At 64.0% G+C, this 14,693-nt stretch carries 15 protein-coding genes; 7 read left to right on the top strand and 8 right to left on the bottom strand.

Features of this window, described 5'->3' with window-relative positions; genetic code table 11:
* Nucleotides 1-5: 5 nt before the first annotated feature.
* Both hppD and phhA read right to left on the bottom strand, forming a co-directional pair.
* Nucleotides 6-1,043 (bottom strand): 4-hydroxyphenylpyruvate dioxygenase, encoded by a 1,038-nt coding sequence (gene hppD / locus ACNHGR_RS23800; RefSeq protein ID WP_475289414.1) that lies wholly within the window; start codon nt 1,041-1,043, stop codon nt 6-8.
* Nucleotides 1,040-1,912, bottom strand: a complete 873-nt coding sequence (gene phhA / locus ACNHGR_RS23795) for a phenylalanine 4-monooxygenase (RefSeq protein ID WP_184273903.1) — start codon at nt 1,910-1,912, stop codon at nt 1,040-1,042. Before phhA ends, hppD begins: the two co-directional genes overlap by 4 nt.
* Before the next feature lie 94 nt (nt 1,913-2,006).
* On the opposite strand from phhA, the gene ACNHGR_RS23790 reads away from it, so the two are divergent.
* The 5 genes from ACNHGR_RS23790 to ACNHGR_RS23770 all read left to right on the top strand — a co-directional run bounded on the left by ACNHGR_RS23790 (nt 2,007) and on the right by ACNHGR_RS23770 (nt 5,611).
* Nucleotides 2,007-2,477 carry an Lrp/AsnC family transcriptional regulator gene (locus tag ACNHGR_RS23790; RefSeq protein WP_184273906.1) on the top strand — a complete coding sequence of 157 codons (471 nt, stop codon included), beginning with the start codon at nt 2,007-2,009 and terminating at the stop codon, nt 2,475-2,477.
* 172 nt (nt 2,478-2,649) lie between these two features.
* Entirely contained in the window at nt 2,650-3,513 is an 864-nt protein-coding gene (locus tag ACNHGR_RS23785) for a methylenetetrahydrofolate reductase (RefSeq protein ID WP_475289413.1), read from the top strand.
* A gap of 29 nt (nt 3,514-3,542) precedes the next feature.
* Nucleotides 3,543-4,400 carry a formyltetrahydrofolate deformylase gene (gene purU, locus ACNHGR_RS23780; RefSeq protein WP_475289412.1) on the top strand — a complete coding sequence of 286 codons (858 nt, stop codon included), beginning with the start codon at nt 3,543-3,545 and terminating at the stop codon, nt 4,398-4,400.
* 3 nt (nt 4,401-4,403) lie between these two features.
* The gene (locus ACNHGR_RS23775) at nt 4,404-5,261 is read left to right on the top strand and encodes a tetrahydrofolate dehydrogenase/cyclohydrolase catalytic domain-containing protein (RefSeq protein WP_184273916.1); all 858 of its coding nucleotides are present in this window, start codon (nt 4,404-4,406) and stop codon (nt 5,259-5,261) included.
* Nucleotides 5,261-5,611, top strand: coding sequence for a dihydroneopterin aldolase (locus ACNHGR_RS23770; RefSeq protein WP_184273920.1), 351 nt, complete (start codon nt 5,261-5,263; stop codon nt 5,609-5,611). The genes ACNHGR_RS23775 and ACNHGR_RS23770 overlap by 1 nt, the downstream gene beginning before the upstream one ends.
* Here ACNHGR_RS23770 and ACNHGR_RS23765 read toward each other — a convergent pair.
* The 5 genes from ACNHGR_RS23765 to ACNHGR_RS23745 form a co-directional block, all read right to left on the bottom strand.
* Complete coding sequence (locus ACNHGR_RS23765) at nt 5,608-6,444, bottom strand: HpcH/HpaI aldolase/citrate lyase family protein (protein WP_475289411.1); 837 nt, start codon at nt 6,442-6,444, stop codon at nt 5,608-5,610. The two genes, ACNHGR_RS23770 and ACNHGR_RS23765, sit on opposite strands and share 4 nt — an antisense overlap.
* Complete coding sequence (locus ACNHGR_RS23760) at nt 6,441-6,893, bottom strand: MaoC family dehydratase (RefSeq protein ID WP_475289409.1); 453 nt, start codon at nt 6,891-6,893, stop codon at nt 6,441-6,443. Before ACNHGR_RS23760 ends, ACNHGR_RS23765 begins: the two co-directional genes overlap by 4 nt.
* Before the next feature lie 135 nt (nt 6,894-7,028).
* On the bottom strand, nt 7,029-8,873 hold the full coding sequence (locus ACNHGR_RS23755; protein WP_184273931.1) for an acetyl-CoA carboxylase biotin carboxylase subunit: 1,845 nt from the start codon (nt 8,871-8,873) through the stop codon (nt 7,029-7,031).
* A 5-nt stretch (nt 8,874-8,878) separates the two neighbouring features.
* The gene (locus ACNHGR_RS23750; protein WP_475289407.1) at nt 8,879-10,480 is read right to left on the bottom strand and encodes a carboxyl transferase domain-containing protein; all 1,602 of its coding nucleotides are present in this window, start codon (nt 10,478-10,480) and stop codon (nt 8,879-8,881) included.
* Entirely contained in the window at nt 10,477-11,622 is a 1,146-nt protein-coding gene (locus ACNHGR_RS23745; RefSeq protein ID WP_475289406.1) for an isovaleryl-CoA dehydrogenase, read from the bottom strand. The genes ACNHGR_RS23750 and ACNHGR_RS23745 overlap by 4 nt, the downstream gene beginning before the upstream one ends.
* Nucleotides 11,623-11,710: 88 nt before the next feature.
* Between ACNHGR_RS23745 and ACNHGR_RS23740 the strand changes: the two genes are divergently transcribed.
* Entirely contained in the window at nt 11,711-12,571 is an 861-nt protein-coding gene (locus ACNHGR_RS23740; protein WP_475289404.1) for a LysR family transcriptional regulator, read from the top strand.
* A gap of 145 nt (nt 12,572-12,716) precedes the next feature.
* The gene (locus tag ACNHGR_RS23735) at nt 12,717-13,637 is read left to right on the top strand and encodes an ROK family protein (RefSeq protein WP_475289403.1); all 921 of its coding nucleotides are present in this window, start codon (nt 12,717-12,719) and stop codon (nt 13,635-13,637) included.
* Between the two features lie 137 nt (nt 13,638-13,774).
* Here the strand turns inward: ACNHGR_RS23735 and ACNHGR_RS23730 are convergent, their stop codons facing one another.
* Nucleotides 13,775-14,665 (bottom strand): LysR substrate-binding domain-containing protein, encoded by an 891-nt coding sequence (locus ACNHGR_RS23730; protein WP_475289402.1) that lies wholly within the window; start codon nt 14,663-14,665, stop codon nt 13,775-13,777.
* Nucleotides 14,666-14,693 lie beyond the last annotated feature (28 nt).

Here is a 14,693-nt window from a genome sequence, read left to right as displayed (position 1 = left end):
TCACCTCACGCTTCGACGCTGACGACACCCCGCCTGATCTGGTCCAGTTCGATGCTTTCGAACAGCGCCTGAAAATTGCCGTTGCCGAACCCCTCATTGCCCTTGCGCTGGATAATTTCGAAGAAGATCGGGCCGAACATATTTTCGGTAAAGATTTGCAGCAATATGCCCTCCTCCTCGACATCGCCATCAATCAGAATGCGGTTTTTCTTCAGCCGCGCCAGATCCTCGCCATGGCCGGGCACGCGCTTGTCGACCAGTTCATAATAGGTTTCGATCGTGTCCTGAAGCCGCACGCCGCGCGCGCGCAATTTCTCGACCGTGTCGTAGATATTGTCGGTGGTCAGCGCGAGATGCTGGATACCCTCGCCATGATAGTCGCGGATGAACTCCTCGATCTGGCTCTTGTCATCCTGGCTCTCATTCAGCGGAATGCGGATCGCCCGATCCGGCGCGATCATCGCCTGGCTGGTAAGGCCCGTCGCCTTCCCTTTGATATCGAAGAATTTCTGTTCCTCGAACCCGAAGAGGGTGCGGTAGAATTCACTCCATACCCGCATCTGGCCGCGCCGGACATTATGGGTCAGATGATCGAGCAGGTCCAGACCGACCCCGTTCTCGGCGGCTTTCTCCTGCCAGCCGGGGAATTCGGCCCAGTCGGCATAGGGATCGCCATCGGCCGGCATGAAATAGAGATAGGCGCCGCCAATCCCCTCGATCACCGTGTCGTCTTCGGCCGTGGCCTTGCCGCCATTGGCCAGCGCCCAGGCGAGCGCCGCTTCGGGATCGGCGACGCGAAAAGCCATAGCACTGGCCGATGGGCCATGGACGCCGCGAAATTCCGCCACGCGCCCGGCATCGTCGCGGTTCAGCATCAGGTTGATGCGACCCTGCCGGTAGCGGGTGATATTCTTGCGCGGATGGCGATGGCTGGCGACGAAGCCGAGTTGCTCGAACTGCGCCGCCATCGCTTCCGGGTCGGGCGAAGTGAATTCGACAAATTCGAAGCCATTGAGGCCCAGGGGGTTGTTATCGCTGGTCATAGGGCATCCTCTTCCTTTTTATTGTTTGCATAGGCCTGCGTGCCGCGAGTGTAGACCCGGTCGGTCGGCAGGATCGTGTCCGTATCGAGGTCGGGCAGGCCGTCCAATTCGGCGTAGAGCGGCGCAAAATCAGTTTCCGCCGTCATCCGCAGCAACTGCTCGAAACTGTCGATCACGAAATAGCTCTGCTGATAATCATCGATCCGATAGCGGGTGCGCATCAGCCGCTGGAGGTCGAAGCCCAACCTGTTGGGCGAGGGATCGTCCAGCGCAAATTCGGATTCGCCATGAGAGGAGACGATACCAGCCCCATAGAGTTTCAGGCCATCATCCTGCCGGATCAGGCCGAATTCCACCGTATACCAATAGAGCCGCGCCAGTCGCTCGATCGACCCCAGCGCATGAGCGCGCAGCCCCCCTTGCCCATAGGCCTGCATATAATCGGCAAAGACCGGGTTGGCGAGCAGCGGCACATGGCCGAACACATCGTGGAAGACGTCCGGTTCCTCCAGATAGTCGATCTGTTCCGGCTTGCGGATAAAGCGTCCGGCGACGAAGCGGCGATTGGCCAGATGCTCGAAGAAGAGCCGATCAGGCACCAGTCCCGGCACCGCGACCACCTGCCACCCGGTCCGCTGCATCAGTCGGTCGGACAGTTCTGCAAAGTCGGGGATGCCCGGCCGGGTCATCCGCAATATGTCCAGTCCCTCCAGAAATTCGGGCACGGCGCGGCCGCCCAGCATCTGCGTCTGGCGCGCGAAGAGGCGGTCCCACATCGCATGGTCCTGCACGGTATAGGCCGCCCAGTCCTGCGCTATGGTCCAATCCTCTCCGGCACCCGGCGGGGCGATCATTTCTTGTTGCGCCATGGCGATATCATGCCACGCAAAACCGGAAATAGCGTTTCATTTTTGCCGGATTTCCAGCTAGGTTCGGCATATATTCATCACATATGAGCGATATATGAAACAGGATGGTCAGATTGACGATGTGGACCGGCGCATCCTGTCCGCACTACAAACCGACGCGGACCTCAGCCATCAGGATCTGGCCGAACGAGTCGGGGCGTCGAGCGCGTCCTGCTGGCGGCGGATCAAGGCGCTGGAGGCGGCGGGCATATTGACCCGTACGGTCCGGCTGGTGGACCCGGCGCAGGTCGGACGCGGCGTCAACGTCCTGTGCAACATCCGCATGCGCAGCCACGCCCGCGAAGCCCGCGCCGCCTTCGAGCATTTTGTCGATGGGCGACCTGAGATCGTCGAATGCTTTTCCATGTCTGGCGAATGGGACTATCTGATGCGGGTCGTGGTTGCCGACGTCGAGGATTATAACCGCTTCCTGATGCAGACCTTGCTCGGCCATCCGTCGGTGTCGGGCGCAGCATCCCATTTCGCCCTGTCGATGACGAAATATACCACGGCAATCCCCCTTTAATCCGACATCCTCCCAGATCCGGAATGGCTGCCGGGAAACCGGGGTAGATCCCGCGCGCCTGTGATATTTCATTCACAGATATGAATTTCGTATCCATGAATATTTCATCTATGCGAATTTGATCATATGCTCTACGAGGAGTCGGGAGAGGCAAAAAGGCTGGAGGAATAATATGCCGGTCATTCACCCGAACTGGGAACGTCCGCCCGTCAATATGGTCGACGGCTATTCGCTGGAAATGACGGCGAAGGACGTCGAATCGCTGCGCGAGGCAGCACCGGCCATTGCACCGGAAACGCCGGTCGCCGTCACTTTCCTACCCGGCGAGGATTTCGCGGCCCGCATCGCCGCCACCAAATTGGTGCGCAGCCTGGGCTTTGAACCGATGCCGCATTTTTCCGCGCGTCGGATCACTTCTGCCTCAGAATTCGAGGATTATCTTGCAGCCGCGGTGGCGGAAGCTGATGTGCGCCGCTGCTTCGTGATAGCGGGTGACCCGTCCGAGCCGGAGGGCCCCTATTTCGATAGCAGCGCGCTGATCGCCAGTGGTGCCTTCGAACGGGCGGGCATCCGTGCGATCGGCGTTGGCGGCCATCCCGAAGGCCATCCGAACATGACGCCGGACCAGTGCTGGTCGGTGTTGACCAGCAAGTGCAGCGAGATCGAGGCGCGGGGTATGGCGCCGCTGATCGTGACCCAGTTCGTGTTCGACGCCGACGCCGTTCTGGCCTGGCTGACCGAACTGCGCGCACGCGGTATCCATGCGCCGGTCCGCATCGGCGTGCCTGGCCCGGCCGGTATCAAGACGCTGATGCGCTTTGCCGCGCGCTGCGGCGTTGGCGCGTCCGCTTCCGTGCTCGCAAAATACGGAATTTCGATTACGAAGCTGATCGGGTCGGCCGGCCCGGACAAGCTGGTCGATAGGTTCGAGCGGGCATTGGGGGATGAGCATGGCAAGGTGCGGCTGCACTTCTATCCCTTTGGTGGCCTTGAAAAGACGGTGGCCTGGATCAACGACTATGCCCGCGCGCACTGACGCAGATGGGTGAGCGGGAGGAAATTGACGTGACGAATATCTATACGCTGCGGCTTCAGTGCGACGACAAGCCCGGTCTGGTGGCCAAGGTCGCCGGCTATCTGGCGGCGCGCGGCTGCAACATCGTCGATGCGCAGCAGTTTGACGACGGTATGAACAACACCTTCTTCATGCGCGTCGCGTTCAAGCCCGGCGATGGCGAGACGCTGGACGGCCTGCGCGACGGGTTCGCGCCGATCGCGCAGGATGCGGGCATGGACTGGTCGCTGACCGATCAGGCCGCCCCCAAGAAGGTCGTGCTGATGGTCAGCAAGTTCGATCATTGCCTGGGCGATCTTCTCTATCGCCAGCGGATCGGCGAACTGCCGATGGACGTCGTCGGCATCATTTCCAACCATCCGCGCGAGGTGTTGCACACTTCGATGATCGGCGACCTGCCCTTCTTCCACTTCCCGATCACCAAGGACACGAAGGCGCAGCAGGAAGCGCAGATCAAGCAGGTCGTGACCGAGACCGGCGCCGACCTGATCGTCCTTGCCCGTTACATGCAGATATTGAGCGACGATCTGGCCGCCTTCCTGTCGGGCCGCTGCATCAATATCCATCACAGCTTCCTGCCCGGCTTCAAGGGCGCCAAGCCCTATCACCAGGCCTATGAGCGTGGCGTCAAGATGATCGGCGCGACCGCCCATTATGTCACCGCCGACCTTGATGAAGGCCCGATCATTCATCAGGATGTCGAGATGATCGGCCATGCCGACGTACCCGACGAACTGGTGCGGCGCGGCCGCGATATCGAGCGGCGCGTGCTGGCCGAAGCGGTGCGGCTGCATTTGCAGGACCGGGTGTTCATGAACGAGTCGCGCACCGTCGTCTTCCGGGGCTGATCCATGGCCGCGCTGATCGACGGGCGCGCGATGGCGCGCGCGCTGGGCGAACGGACCGCGCAGGCCGTCGCCACGCTCAAGGCCGATGGCGTCGATCCGGCGCTGGCGGTGGTGCTGGTGGGGCATGATCCCGCCAGCGAAATCTATGTCCGGCGCAAGATCGGCGAGTGCCGCAAGGCCGGGATCATATCGATCGAACAGCGGCTGGCCGCCGATTGCGGTGAGCAGGCGCTGCTGGACCTGATCGACGCGCTGAACGCCGATCCGGCGGTGCATGGCATATTGGTGCAATTGCCGCTGCCCGCCGGGATCGATGCGGCGCGGGTGCTGGACCGGATATCCCCGGCCAAGGATGTGGACGGCTTCCACCCGGTCAATGTGGGCCGCCTGTCGACCGGATCGAAGGGGCTGGTTCCCTGCACCCCGCTCGGCATCATGCTGCTGCTCGACAGCGTGATCGACGATTATCGCGGCCTCAACGTCGTGGTGATCGGCAAGTCCAACATCGTGGGCAAGCCGGTCGCCATGCTGCTGCTGGAGCGGGAAGCGACGGTGACCGTCACCCATATCGAGACGCGCAACCTGCCCGATATCGCGCGGGCCGCCGACGTCATCGTGGCAGCGGCCGGTGCGCCGCATCTGGTGCGCGGCTATTGGGTGAAGCCCGGCGCGGTGGTGATCGACGTCGGCATTACCCGCATGGTCGACCATGACGGCACCAGCCGCATCGTGGGCGATTGCGCGACGCATGAACTGGACCATGCCAAAGCCGTCACGCCGGTGCCCGGCGGGGTGGGTCCGATGACCATCGCCTGCCTGCTGAGCAACACCGTCACCGCCGCGCATAGGAGCATGGGCTGATGGCATCCGTCACAACCCGCGTTCGGGTGAAGGAATTGCCGCTGCTGGCGGATATCGGCATCAACCCCGATGAGATCGGCCGGCGTCAGCCGCTGGTCATCACGGTCCAGTTGCTGCTGGACACGGGCGCGGTCGAAGGGATTGGCGAGACGATTGATTATCGCCGGATCGTCCGCGCCGCCGAAACGATGGCGGAGGTCCATATCCCGCTGATCGAGACGTTCGCGCAGAAGCTGGGCGAGGAATGCCTGAGCTGGCCTGGCGTGGTCGAGGCCTGTGTCAATGTCGACAAGCCATTCGCACTGACGCGCGGGTTGGCCGGCGTCGAGGTGGTGGTTCGGCGGGGTTAACCCCCTGCCCGGTCGAGGACGCGGCGGGCCTGCACCAGATGCGGGCGGTCGATCATCCTGCCGTCCAGCTTGAGCGCGCCGGCAGTGGGATTCGTATCGAATGCGGCGATAATGGCGCGGGCATGGGCCAACTCGGCCGACGTGGGCGTGAAGCCTGCGTTGATCGTAGCGACCTGCGCCGGGTGGATCGCCATCATGCCGGTAAAGCCGTCGCGACGGGCGCGGGCGACATAGGCCGCCAATGCTTCGGACGCGTCGATGCGCGGGAAGATCGTCTCGATCGCGGCGGTGCCAGCAGCATGGGCGCCGAACAGGGTAAGCGACCGAACCATTTCATAGGGCGCAGTGTAGCGGCCATCCTCTTCGCGGGAGGTCGTGGCGCCGATCGCGGCGGGCAGGTCTTCCGCGCCCCAGGTGAGGCCAGCCAGATGATCCCCGACGGAGGCATAGCTGCCCAGTTGAAAGATGGCGGCCGGCGTTTCGGTGGCGATCGGCAGGATCGGCAGGCGGATATCGCCCATCAGGGCGATCAGCGCCGTGACGCTGGTCGCCCCTTCCGCCTTGGGCAGCAGCAGGCCATCGGGGCGCCCCGGCAGAATGGCGGCGAGATCGGCAGCGGTCTGATCGCCGTCCAGCGGATTGACGCGCACAAAGGTCGTGACCGGGCGATCGTCCGCGAGCCAGTCGGCGACGGCCGCGCGCGCCTCACCCTTGCGTTCGGATGCGACCGAATCTTCCAGATCGAGGATCAGGGCGTCCGCACCGCTGGCCGCCGCCTTGGCGAAGCGATCGGGCCGGTCGCCGGGCACGAAAAGCAGGGAGCGCAGCATCATGCGTCCGACCTTTTGAGCAGCGCCGTGCGCAGGCATTGGCAGACGATTTCGTCCCGCTGATTATAGAGACGATGGGTGAAGGTGACGATGCCGGCGCCGGGGCGCGACTTGCTGAGCTTGAGATCGGTGACCTCCGTTTCGCAACGCATCGTGTCGCCGATGAAGACGGGATTGGGCATGACGAGTTTGTCGTAGCCGAGGTTGGCGACCAATGTGCCGAGCGTCGTATCGCCCACCGACAGGCCGACCATCAGCGCGAAGGTGAAGGTGCCATTGACGAGGATCTGGCCGAACTCGCTGGCCTTCGCCGCTTCGGCGTCCAGATGCAGCGGCTGGGGATTGTGGGTCATAGTCGTGAAAAGGAGATTGTCCGTTTCGGTCACGGTGCGGCGGATGTCATGGGCGATTCGGTCGCCCACCTGCCACTGGTCGAAATATCTGCCTGCCATGCCGTCATCCCTTAACTTCGCACTTTTCCCGCTGATTTCGACATTTCATGTCAAAAGCAGGAAATTATCGAACAATCCCGTCATCAGCCAGGCGCGGCGGCCCTTATAAGTCAGTCCGCCCCCTGTAGGACAGGATCATCCGTCCTTTTCGATCCGGGCGAGCAGAGCGCCTTCACTGACCTGCCCTCCTTCGGCGGCGTTGAGTTCGGCGACGATGCCGTCGAACGGCGCAACCAGACTATGTTCCATCTTCATCGCTTCCAAAGTCAGCAGTTTCTGTCCCTTTGTCACCCTGTCCCCCGCCCCCACGGCGACGGCGATGATGCGACCGGGCATGGGGGAGAGGATCGCGCCATCGGACGCAGCGCCGCCGGCACCGCCGCTCGCGCGCCAGGGCGTCAGGCGCCAGACCTGCCCATCCTCGGCAATCAGCACATCGTCCAGCGCGTCGTCATCGTCCGATCCTTCGCGTGGGTCGAAATGGATCGTCACCGCTTCACCGTCCAGCAGGAAGGCAGCCTGCGTCCTGATCGGGGCGTTGAGGCGGAAGCCCGAAAGACCATCGCCGGGCACCAGCGCCGCAGCAGCGTCGGCCAGCGCTTCGTCGGACGGATGGCGCGGCGGCAGCAGCGCGTCCCCCTCCCGCCCGATAAGGCCAGTATCCAGCCGCGCCGCAACGAAGGCGGGATGGTCCAATGCCTTGACGAGGAAGCCCGCATTGGTGCGTAGCGGCCAGATCGCCGTATCGGCCAGACATGCCGCCAGCGATTGCCGCGCCGCGTCGCGGGTCGGGCCATGGCCGATCACCTTGGCAATCATCGGGTCATAGAAGGGCGAGATTTCCGCCCTCTGCTCGACGCCAGTGTCGATGCGGCACCCCTGCCCCAGTTCAAAGGTGTCCAGCCGCCCGATCGACGGTAGGAAGCCCTTGGCCGGGTCTTCGGCATAGAGGCGCGCTTCCATCGCCCAGCCGTTGATGGATAATTCTTCCTGCTTCTTGGGCAGCGGTTCGCCCGATGCGACGCGCAACTGCCATTCGACCAGATCCTGCCCTGTAACCTCCTCCGTCACCGGATGTTCGACCTGAAGCCGGGTGTTCATTTCCATGAACCAGATGCGGTCGGCGCGCAGCCCTTCGCTGCCGTCGGCGATGAACTCGATCGTGCCGGCGCCGACATAGTCAACCGCCTTCGCCGCATTGACCGCCGCCTGGCAGACGGCTGCGCGGGTGTCGGCATCCATGCCCGGCGCCGGCGCTTCCTCTATCACCTTCTGGTGGCGGCGCTGGAGCGAGCAGTCGCGTTCGAACAGGTGGACGACATTGCCATGGCTGTCGCCGAAGACCTGCACCTCGATATGGCGCGGGTTGGTGATCCATTTTTCCAGCAATATCTGATCATTGCCGAAGCTGGACGCTGCCTCGCGCTGGCAGGAGAGCAGGGCGTCGGCAAAATCGGCCGGAGCGTCGACCTTGCGCATGCCTTTGCCACCGCCGCCAGCGACCGCCTTGATGAGGACGGGATAGCCGATGGCATCCGCCTCCGCCTTCAGCCGGTCGGGCGACTGGTCCTCCCCCAGATAACCGGGCGTGGTGGGGACGCCTGCTTGCTGCATGAGTTGCTTGGCCGCGTCCTTCAGGCCCATGGCGGTGATGCTGGCGGGATTGGGGCCGACCCAGATGAGGCCGGCATCCTGCACCGCCTGCGCGAACTGCGCATTTTCGGACAGGAAGCCATAGCCCGGATGAATGGCCTGCGCGCCGGTCTGCTGTGCGGCGGCGATGATGCGGTCGCCCAGCAGATAGGATTCGCGCACAGGCGACGGACCGATGTGGACGGCTTCATCAGCGGATCGGACATGCAGGGCATTGGCGTCCGCGTCGGAATAGACGGCGACGGTGCGGATGCCCATGGCGCGCGCGGTGCGGATGATGCGACAGGCGATTTCGCCGCGATTGGCGATGAGGAGGGACTGGATCATCGTCATTACATCCTGAAAATGCCGAATTGCGCACGGTCCTCGACCGGGGCGTTCAGGGCAGCGGCGAAGGCGAGGCCGAGGACGTCGCGGGTCTGGGCCGGGTCGATCACGCCATCGTCCCACAATCGCGCGGTCGCATAATAGGGATTGCCTTCATCCTCATATTTGCGGCGGATCGGCGCCTTGAAGGCTTCGGCGTCTTCGGTGCTCCAGGTGGCGGCGTCGCGGTGAACGGTGGCCAGCACGCTCGCGGCCTGTTCGCCGCCCATCACGCTGATGCGGGCATTGGGCCAGGTGAAGAGGAAGCGCGGGCCATAGGCCCGGCCGCACATGCCGTAATTGCCCGCGCCAAAGCTGCCGCCGATCAGCACCGTGATCTTGGGCACCTGCGCCGTGGCGACGGCGGTCACGAGTTTCGCGCCATTCTTGGCGATCCCTTCCGCCTCATATTTGCCGCCGACCATGAATCCAGAGATATTCTGGAGGAAGAGCAAGGGTATGCGCCGTTGGCAGGCGAGTTCGATGAAATGGGCGCCTTTCAGCGCGCTTTCGCTGAACAGGACGCCATTATTGGCGAGGATCGCGACCGGCATGCCCCAGATATGGGCGAAGCCGCAGACGAGCGTGGTGCCGTAGAGCGGCTTGAATTCATGAAATTCGCTGCCGTCCACGATGCGGGCGATGATTTCGCGCACATCATAGGGCGCGCGGACGTCATCGGGGATGATGCCATAGAGGTCGGCAGCATCGAATTTGGGCGGTCGGGGATCGCGCAGATTGAGGTCGGGCTGGCGATCGGGCTGGAAGGTCGAGACGATGTCGCGCACGATGGTGAGAGCATGATCGTCGCTTTCCGCGACATGATCGACCACGCCGGACTTGCGACCATGCAGGTCGCCGCCACCCAGATCTTCCGCGCTGATGACTTCGCCCGTTGCCGCCTGCACCAGCGGCGGGCCGGCGAGGAAGATGGTGCCCTGATTACGAACGATGACCGTTTCGTCGGACATGGCCGGGACATAGGCGCCGCCCGCCGTGCAACTGCCCATGACGCAGGCGATTTGGGGGATGCCGCGCGCCGACAGGTTCGCCTGATTGTAGAAGATGCGGCCGAAATGGTCGCGATCGGGGAAGACCTCCGCCTGATTGGGCAGGTTCGCGCCGCCGCTGTCGACCAGATAGAGGCAGGGCAGCCGGTTTTCGAGCGCGATTTCCTGCGCGCGCAGATGTTTCTTGACGGTCAGCGGATAATAGGTGCCGCCCTTTACCGTGGCATCGTTGCAGGCGATCATGACCTGTCGCCCGGACACGCGGCCGATGCCGGCGATGATCCCGGCGCCGGGCACTTCATCGCCATAAAGGCCGTTGGCGGCGAGCTGGCCGACCTCCAGGAAGGGCGAGCCGGGATCGAGCAGCCGTTCCACGCGATCGCGGGGCAGCAGCTTGCCACGGGCGACATGCTTGTCGCGGGCATTGGCGGAACCGCCTTGCGCGGCAGCGGCGACCCGGTCCCGCAATTGCTGCGCGAGGGCACGGTTATGTGCCGCGTTGGCGCGGAAGGCTTCGCTGTCGGGCGACAGCTTCGTGTCGAGGACGGGGGCGCTCATGCTCCGATCAACTCCCGGCCGATCAGCATGCGGCGGATTTCATTGGTGCCGGCGCCAATGTCCAGCAGCTTGGCGTCGCGCATATAGCGTTCGACCGGCCAGTCCTTCGTATAGCCCGCGCCGCCCAGCGCCTGCACCGCCTCCAGCGCGACCTTCATCGCATTTTCCGACGCCAGCAGGATCGCGCCGGCGGCATCAAAACGAGTCGTCTTGCCGGCGTCGCAGGCACGGGCGACGGCATAGACATAGGCGCGGGCCGAACTGAGCGCGACATACATGTCGGCGACCTTCGCCTGCATCAGTTGAAAGGCACCGATCGGCTTGCCGAACTGCTTGCGCTCGCGGATGTAGGGGAGGACCGTGTCGAGGCAGGCCTGCATGATGCCAAGCTGGATGCCGGCCAGCACGGTGCGTTCATAGTCGAGGCCGCTCATCAATATGCCGACGCCGCCATTGAGCGGCCCCATGATATTCTCTTCGGGCACTTCGCAATCATCGAACACCAGTTCGGCGGTGGGCGATCCGCGCATGCCCATCTTGTCGATCTTCTGACCGATGGAAAAGCCCTTCATCCCCTTTTCGATCAGGAAAGTGGTGATGCCCTTCGACCCCTCGCCCGTCTTGGCATAGACGACCAGCGTGTCGGCATAAGCCGCGTTGGTGATCCAGAATTTGGTGCCGTTGAGGATGTAGCGGTCGCCCTTCTTCTCCGCCTTCAGCTTCATCGACACGACGTCGGAGCCGGCGCCGGATTCCGACATGGCGAGGCTGCCGACATGCTCGCCGGAAATCAGCCTGGGGAGGTAGCGGGCCTTTTGTTCGGCATTGGCCCAGCGGCGGATCTGGTTGACGCAAAGATTGGAGTGGGCGCCATAGCTCAAACCTATGGAGGCGGAGGCGCGGGCGACTTCCTCCTGCGCGACAACATGTTCCAGATAGCCAAGGCCGAGGCCGCCATCCTCCTCCGCAACGGTAATGCCATGCAGGCCCAATTCGCCCATGGCCGGCCATAATTCAGTGGGGAACCAGTCCTTCGCATCGATCTCCGCGGCCAGCGGGGCGATGCGGTCGGCGGAAAAGCGGGCTGCGCTTTCGCGGATCATGTCGGCAGTGTCGCCCAGCGCAAAATCGAAATCGGTCATCGGCGTCTCTCTCCTGTTGCCGCCTTCATAGCGCAGCGGCGGCCGGCTGGAAAATTGACAGTCCCATATCAGTGTATAGATGGAACCTATGATCGAACGCTATCTGCTCCGCTATTTCCTGGCCGTGGTCGATCAGGGCAATTTCTCGCGCGCGGCGGTCCATTGCAATGTGTCGCAACCGACCCTGTCGGCCGGCATCGCCAAGCTGGAGAACGCGCTGCAACGGCAACTGTTCACCCGTACCAACCAGCGAGTGCAACTGACCGAGTCCGGCACCCGCTTCCTGGGCCATGCAAGGCGGATCGAGCGGGAGTTCAACGCCGCGCTGGGCGCCATGGCCGAAACCGCGCAGGCACGGCCATTGCGGATCGGCGTGCTCAACAGCATCGCCGGCGCGATCGTGGCGCGGGCGGCACGGGATTATCGTGCCGCAGACGGCGGGCCGGTGGAAATCGCCTTTGCCAGCGAGCGCGAATTGACCGCGATGCTGGCGCGCGACCGGATCGACGCGACGTTCAGCATCCTGCGGCCCGGTCCGTCGGCGGGGTGGCAAAAGGTGGTGGCGGAGGAAGGCTATGCCATGGTGATGGCCGCCGATCATGTGCTGGCCGGCCGGACGCAGCTGGATGCGGAAGATGTGCGCGACGAAATGATGATCGTGCGGCGCCATTGCGAATTGCTGTCGCAGACCAGCCGGCATTTCCTGGAGCGCGGGGTGCGCCCGCATTTCTCGCTCCGCACCACCAATGACGAGCGGGCGTTGCAGATGGTGGGCGCGGGCATGGGCGTGACGGTGATGCCCGATTGCTATCGCAGCGCCGATGTCGCCCATGTGCCGCTGGCCGGGTTCGACCATCGCCGGACTTTGGGCTTCACCCTGGCGGACGAGGCGCTGGCCGACCATGGATTGCTGCGCGCGCTGGCGGCGGCGATGCAACAACAAGGCTGAGCCATTATGCCGATCGGCAGTTTGATGGGGCGGCGGCTGGCGGGAACTGGCGGGATGGGTGGCGCTTGCCTATGAGGAGCAGGATTTTCCTTTACGGAGCGCGCGGCACCATGGCTTCCTTTCGCATTTTCCCAGGGTTCGGCGCATGAGCGCGGCGCCCTGTCTGGCCGGCGTGGAACTGGGCGGGACCAAGATCTTCGTGTTGCGTGCGCGCGGACGGGTGATCGAGGAACGGGTGATGATCCCGACCACCAGCCCGGCCGAAACTCTGGGGGCAGCGGCCGCGCTGTTGCGGCGCTGGCATGAGGCGGAACCGTTCGAGGCGCTGGGCATCGGATCGTTCGGACCGCTGCGGCTGGACCGGGCGGCGGCGGATTTCGGGCATATGCTGCCGACGCCCAAGCCGGGCTGGACCGGAACGGATATCTACGGGGCGCTGGCGGGCGTGCTGCCCTGCCCGGCCGCGATCGACACGGATGTCAACGGCGCAGCGCTGGCCGAGGTCCGCTGGGGCGCGGGCGCGGAGCGCGATGCACCGTCCGACTGCCTTTGCTACATCACCATCGGCACAGGACTGGGCGCCGGCTTTGCGCTATATGGTCGGCCGCTCCATGGCGCGATGCATCCGGAACTGGGCCATATATTGGCCCGCCGGGCACCGGGCGACGATTTCGAGGGCGCCTGCCCCTTTCATGGCGATTGCATCGAGGGGCTGGTGTCGGGGCCGGCGCTGGCGAAGCGGTTCGGCGTGGCGGGCGACCGGATCGCGGCCGACGATCCGCGCTGGGACGATGTCGCCCATGATATCGCGCAGCTGGTCGGCACGATCCTGCTGACCACGGCGGCGCGGCAGGTGCTGATCGGCGGTGGCGTGGGCATGGGGCGGACCGACCTGCTGGACCGGGTGCGGGTGCAGGTGGTGCGGCAACTGGCAGGCTATCTGTCCTTCGTCACCGAAGAGACGATCGGCGCGATCGTCCGCCCGCCGACGCTGGGCGATCAGGCCGGGCCGCTGGGCGCGGTGGCGCTGGCGATGGATGCGCTGGAGGATGCAAGACGGCGCTGATGCGACAGCGAGTTGGACAGTTGTTTCGCTATTTTCGCGTGATCGCAGGAAACAAGGTATTGAAAATAGGATGTTTTCTGAAAAGGCGCCTGTCACTCTGTTCGCACATCATCCTATTTCGACTTATTTTCATGGACTTACGCCGGATGCACGATCGCCCCGGCCCGCAGGATGGCATCCTGGAAGGCGCGGGCGGTGGGGGGAAGATCGCTCTTGTGCAGCATCCATAGCCGGGTACGGAAGGTCGGGAACAGCGGCCGCAGGACCACCTTGTCGACATGCAGCCGCGAGAGCGAACGCGAGAGTATCGTAGTGCCGAAACCGGCCGCGATCAGCCCCAGCAAGGTCGCGAAGCTGCCGACCTCCAGCGTGACGCTGGGGCGGAACCCCGCCTGTTCGCACAGAGCGAAGAAATGGTCGTTGAAATCGGCGCTGCTGGTGGTGGCATAGAGGACGAACGGCACGCCGGCGAGATCGGCGATGGCCGGGGGCGCCTCTCGCCGGGCCAGATCATGATCCTCTCGCAGGGCGAGCAGCATATCCTCTTCCAGCAGCCATGTGGCGCTCAGGCCATCGGGCAAGGTCGGGGGGGCCACACCGCGGATGATGCCGATATCCAGATCCCCGCGCTCGATCAGTTCGACCTGATCGTCGCGACCCAGTTCCTGCACGCGCAGGTCGACATGGGGAAAGCTCTGGCGGAAATCATAAAGGGCGTCGGCAATTTCCGGCACGAAAGGCGCGGACGCGGTGAAGCCGAGGGCCAGTCGCCCCAGATGGCCATTCTGGGTGCGGCGCGCGACCTGCGCGGCATGATCCGCCTGCGCCAGCGTCTTGCGCGCTTCGGGCAGGAAGAGGCGTCCCGCCTCCGTCAGGGCGACGCGGCGGCTGGTCCGATCAAACAGGCGGGCACCCAATTCCTCCTCCAGTGCGCGGATCTGCTGGCTGAGCGGCGGTTGCGACATGCCTAGGCGCCGGGCGGCACGGCCGAAATGCATCTCTTCCGCCACGCAGAGAAAATAGCGCAAATGTCGAAGGTCCATCGGATCAGGTCGC

This window comes from Sphingobium sp. RS1 (assembly GCF_056156825.1).
Note: the sequence above shows the minus strand (reverse complement) of the source record. Positions and strands in the feature narration are given on the sequence as shown.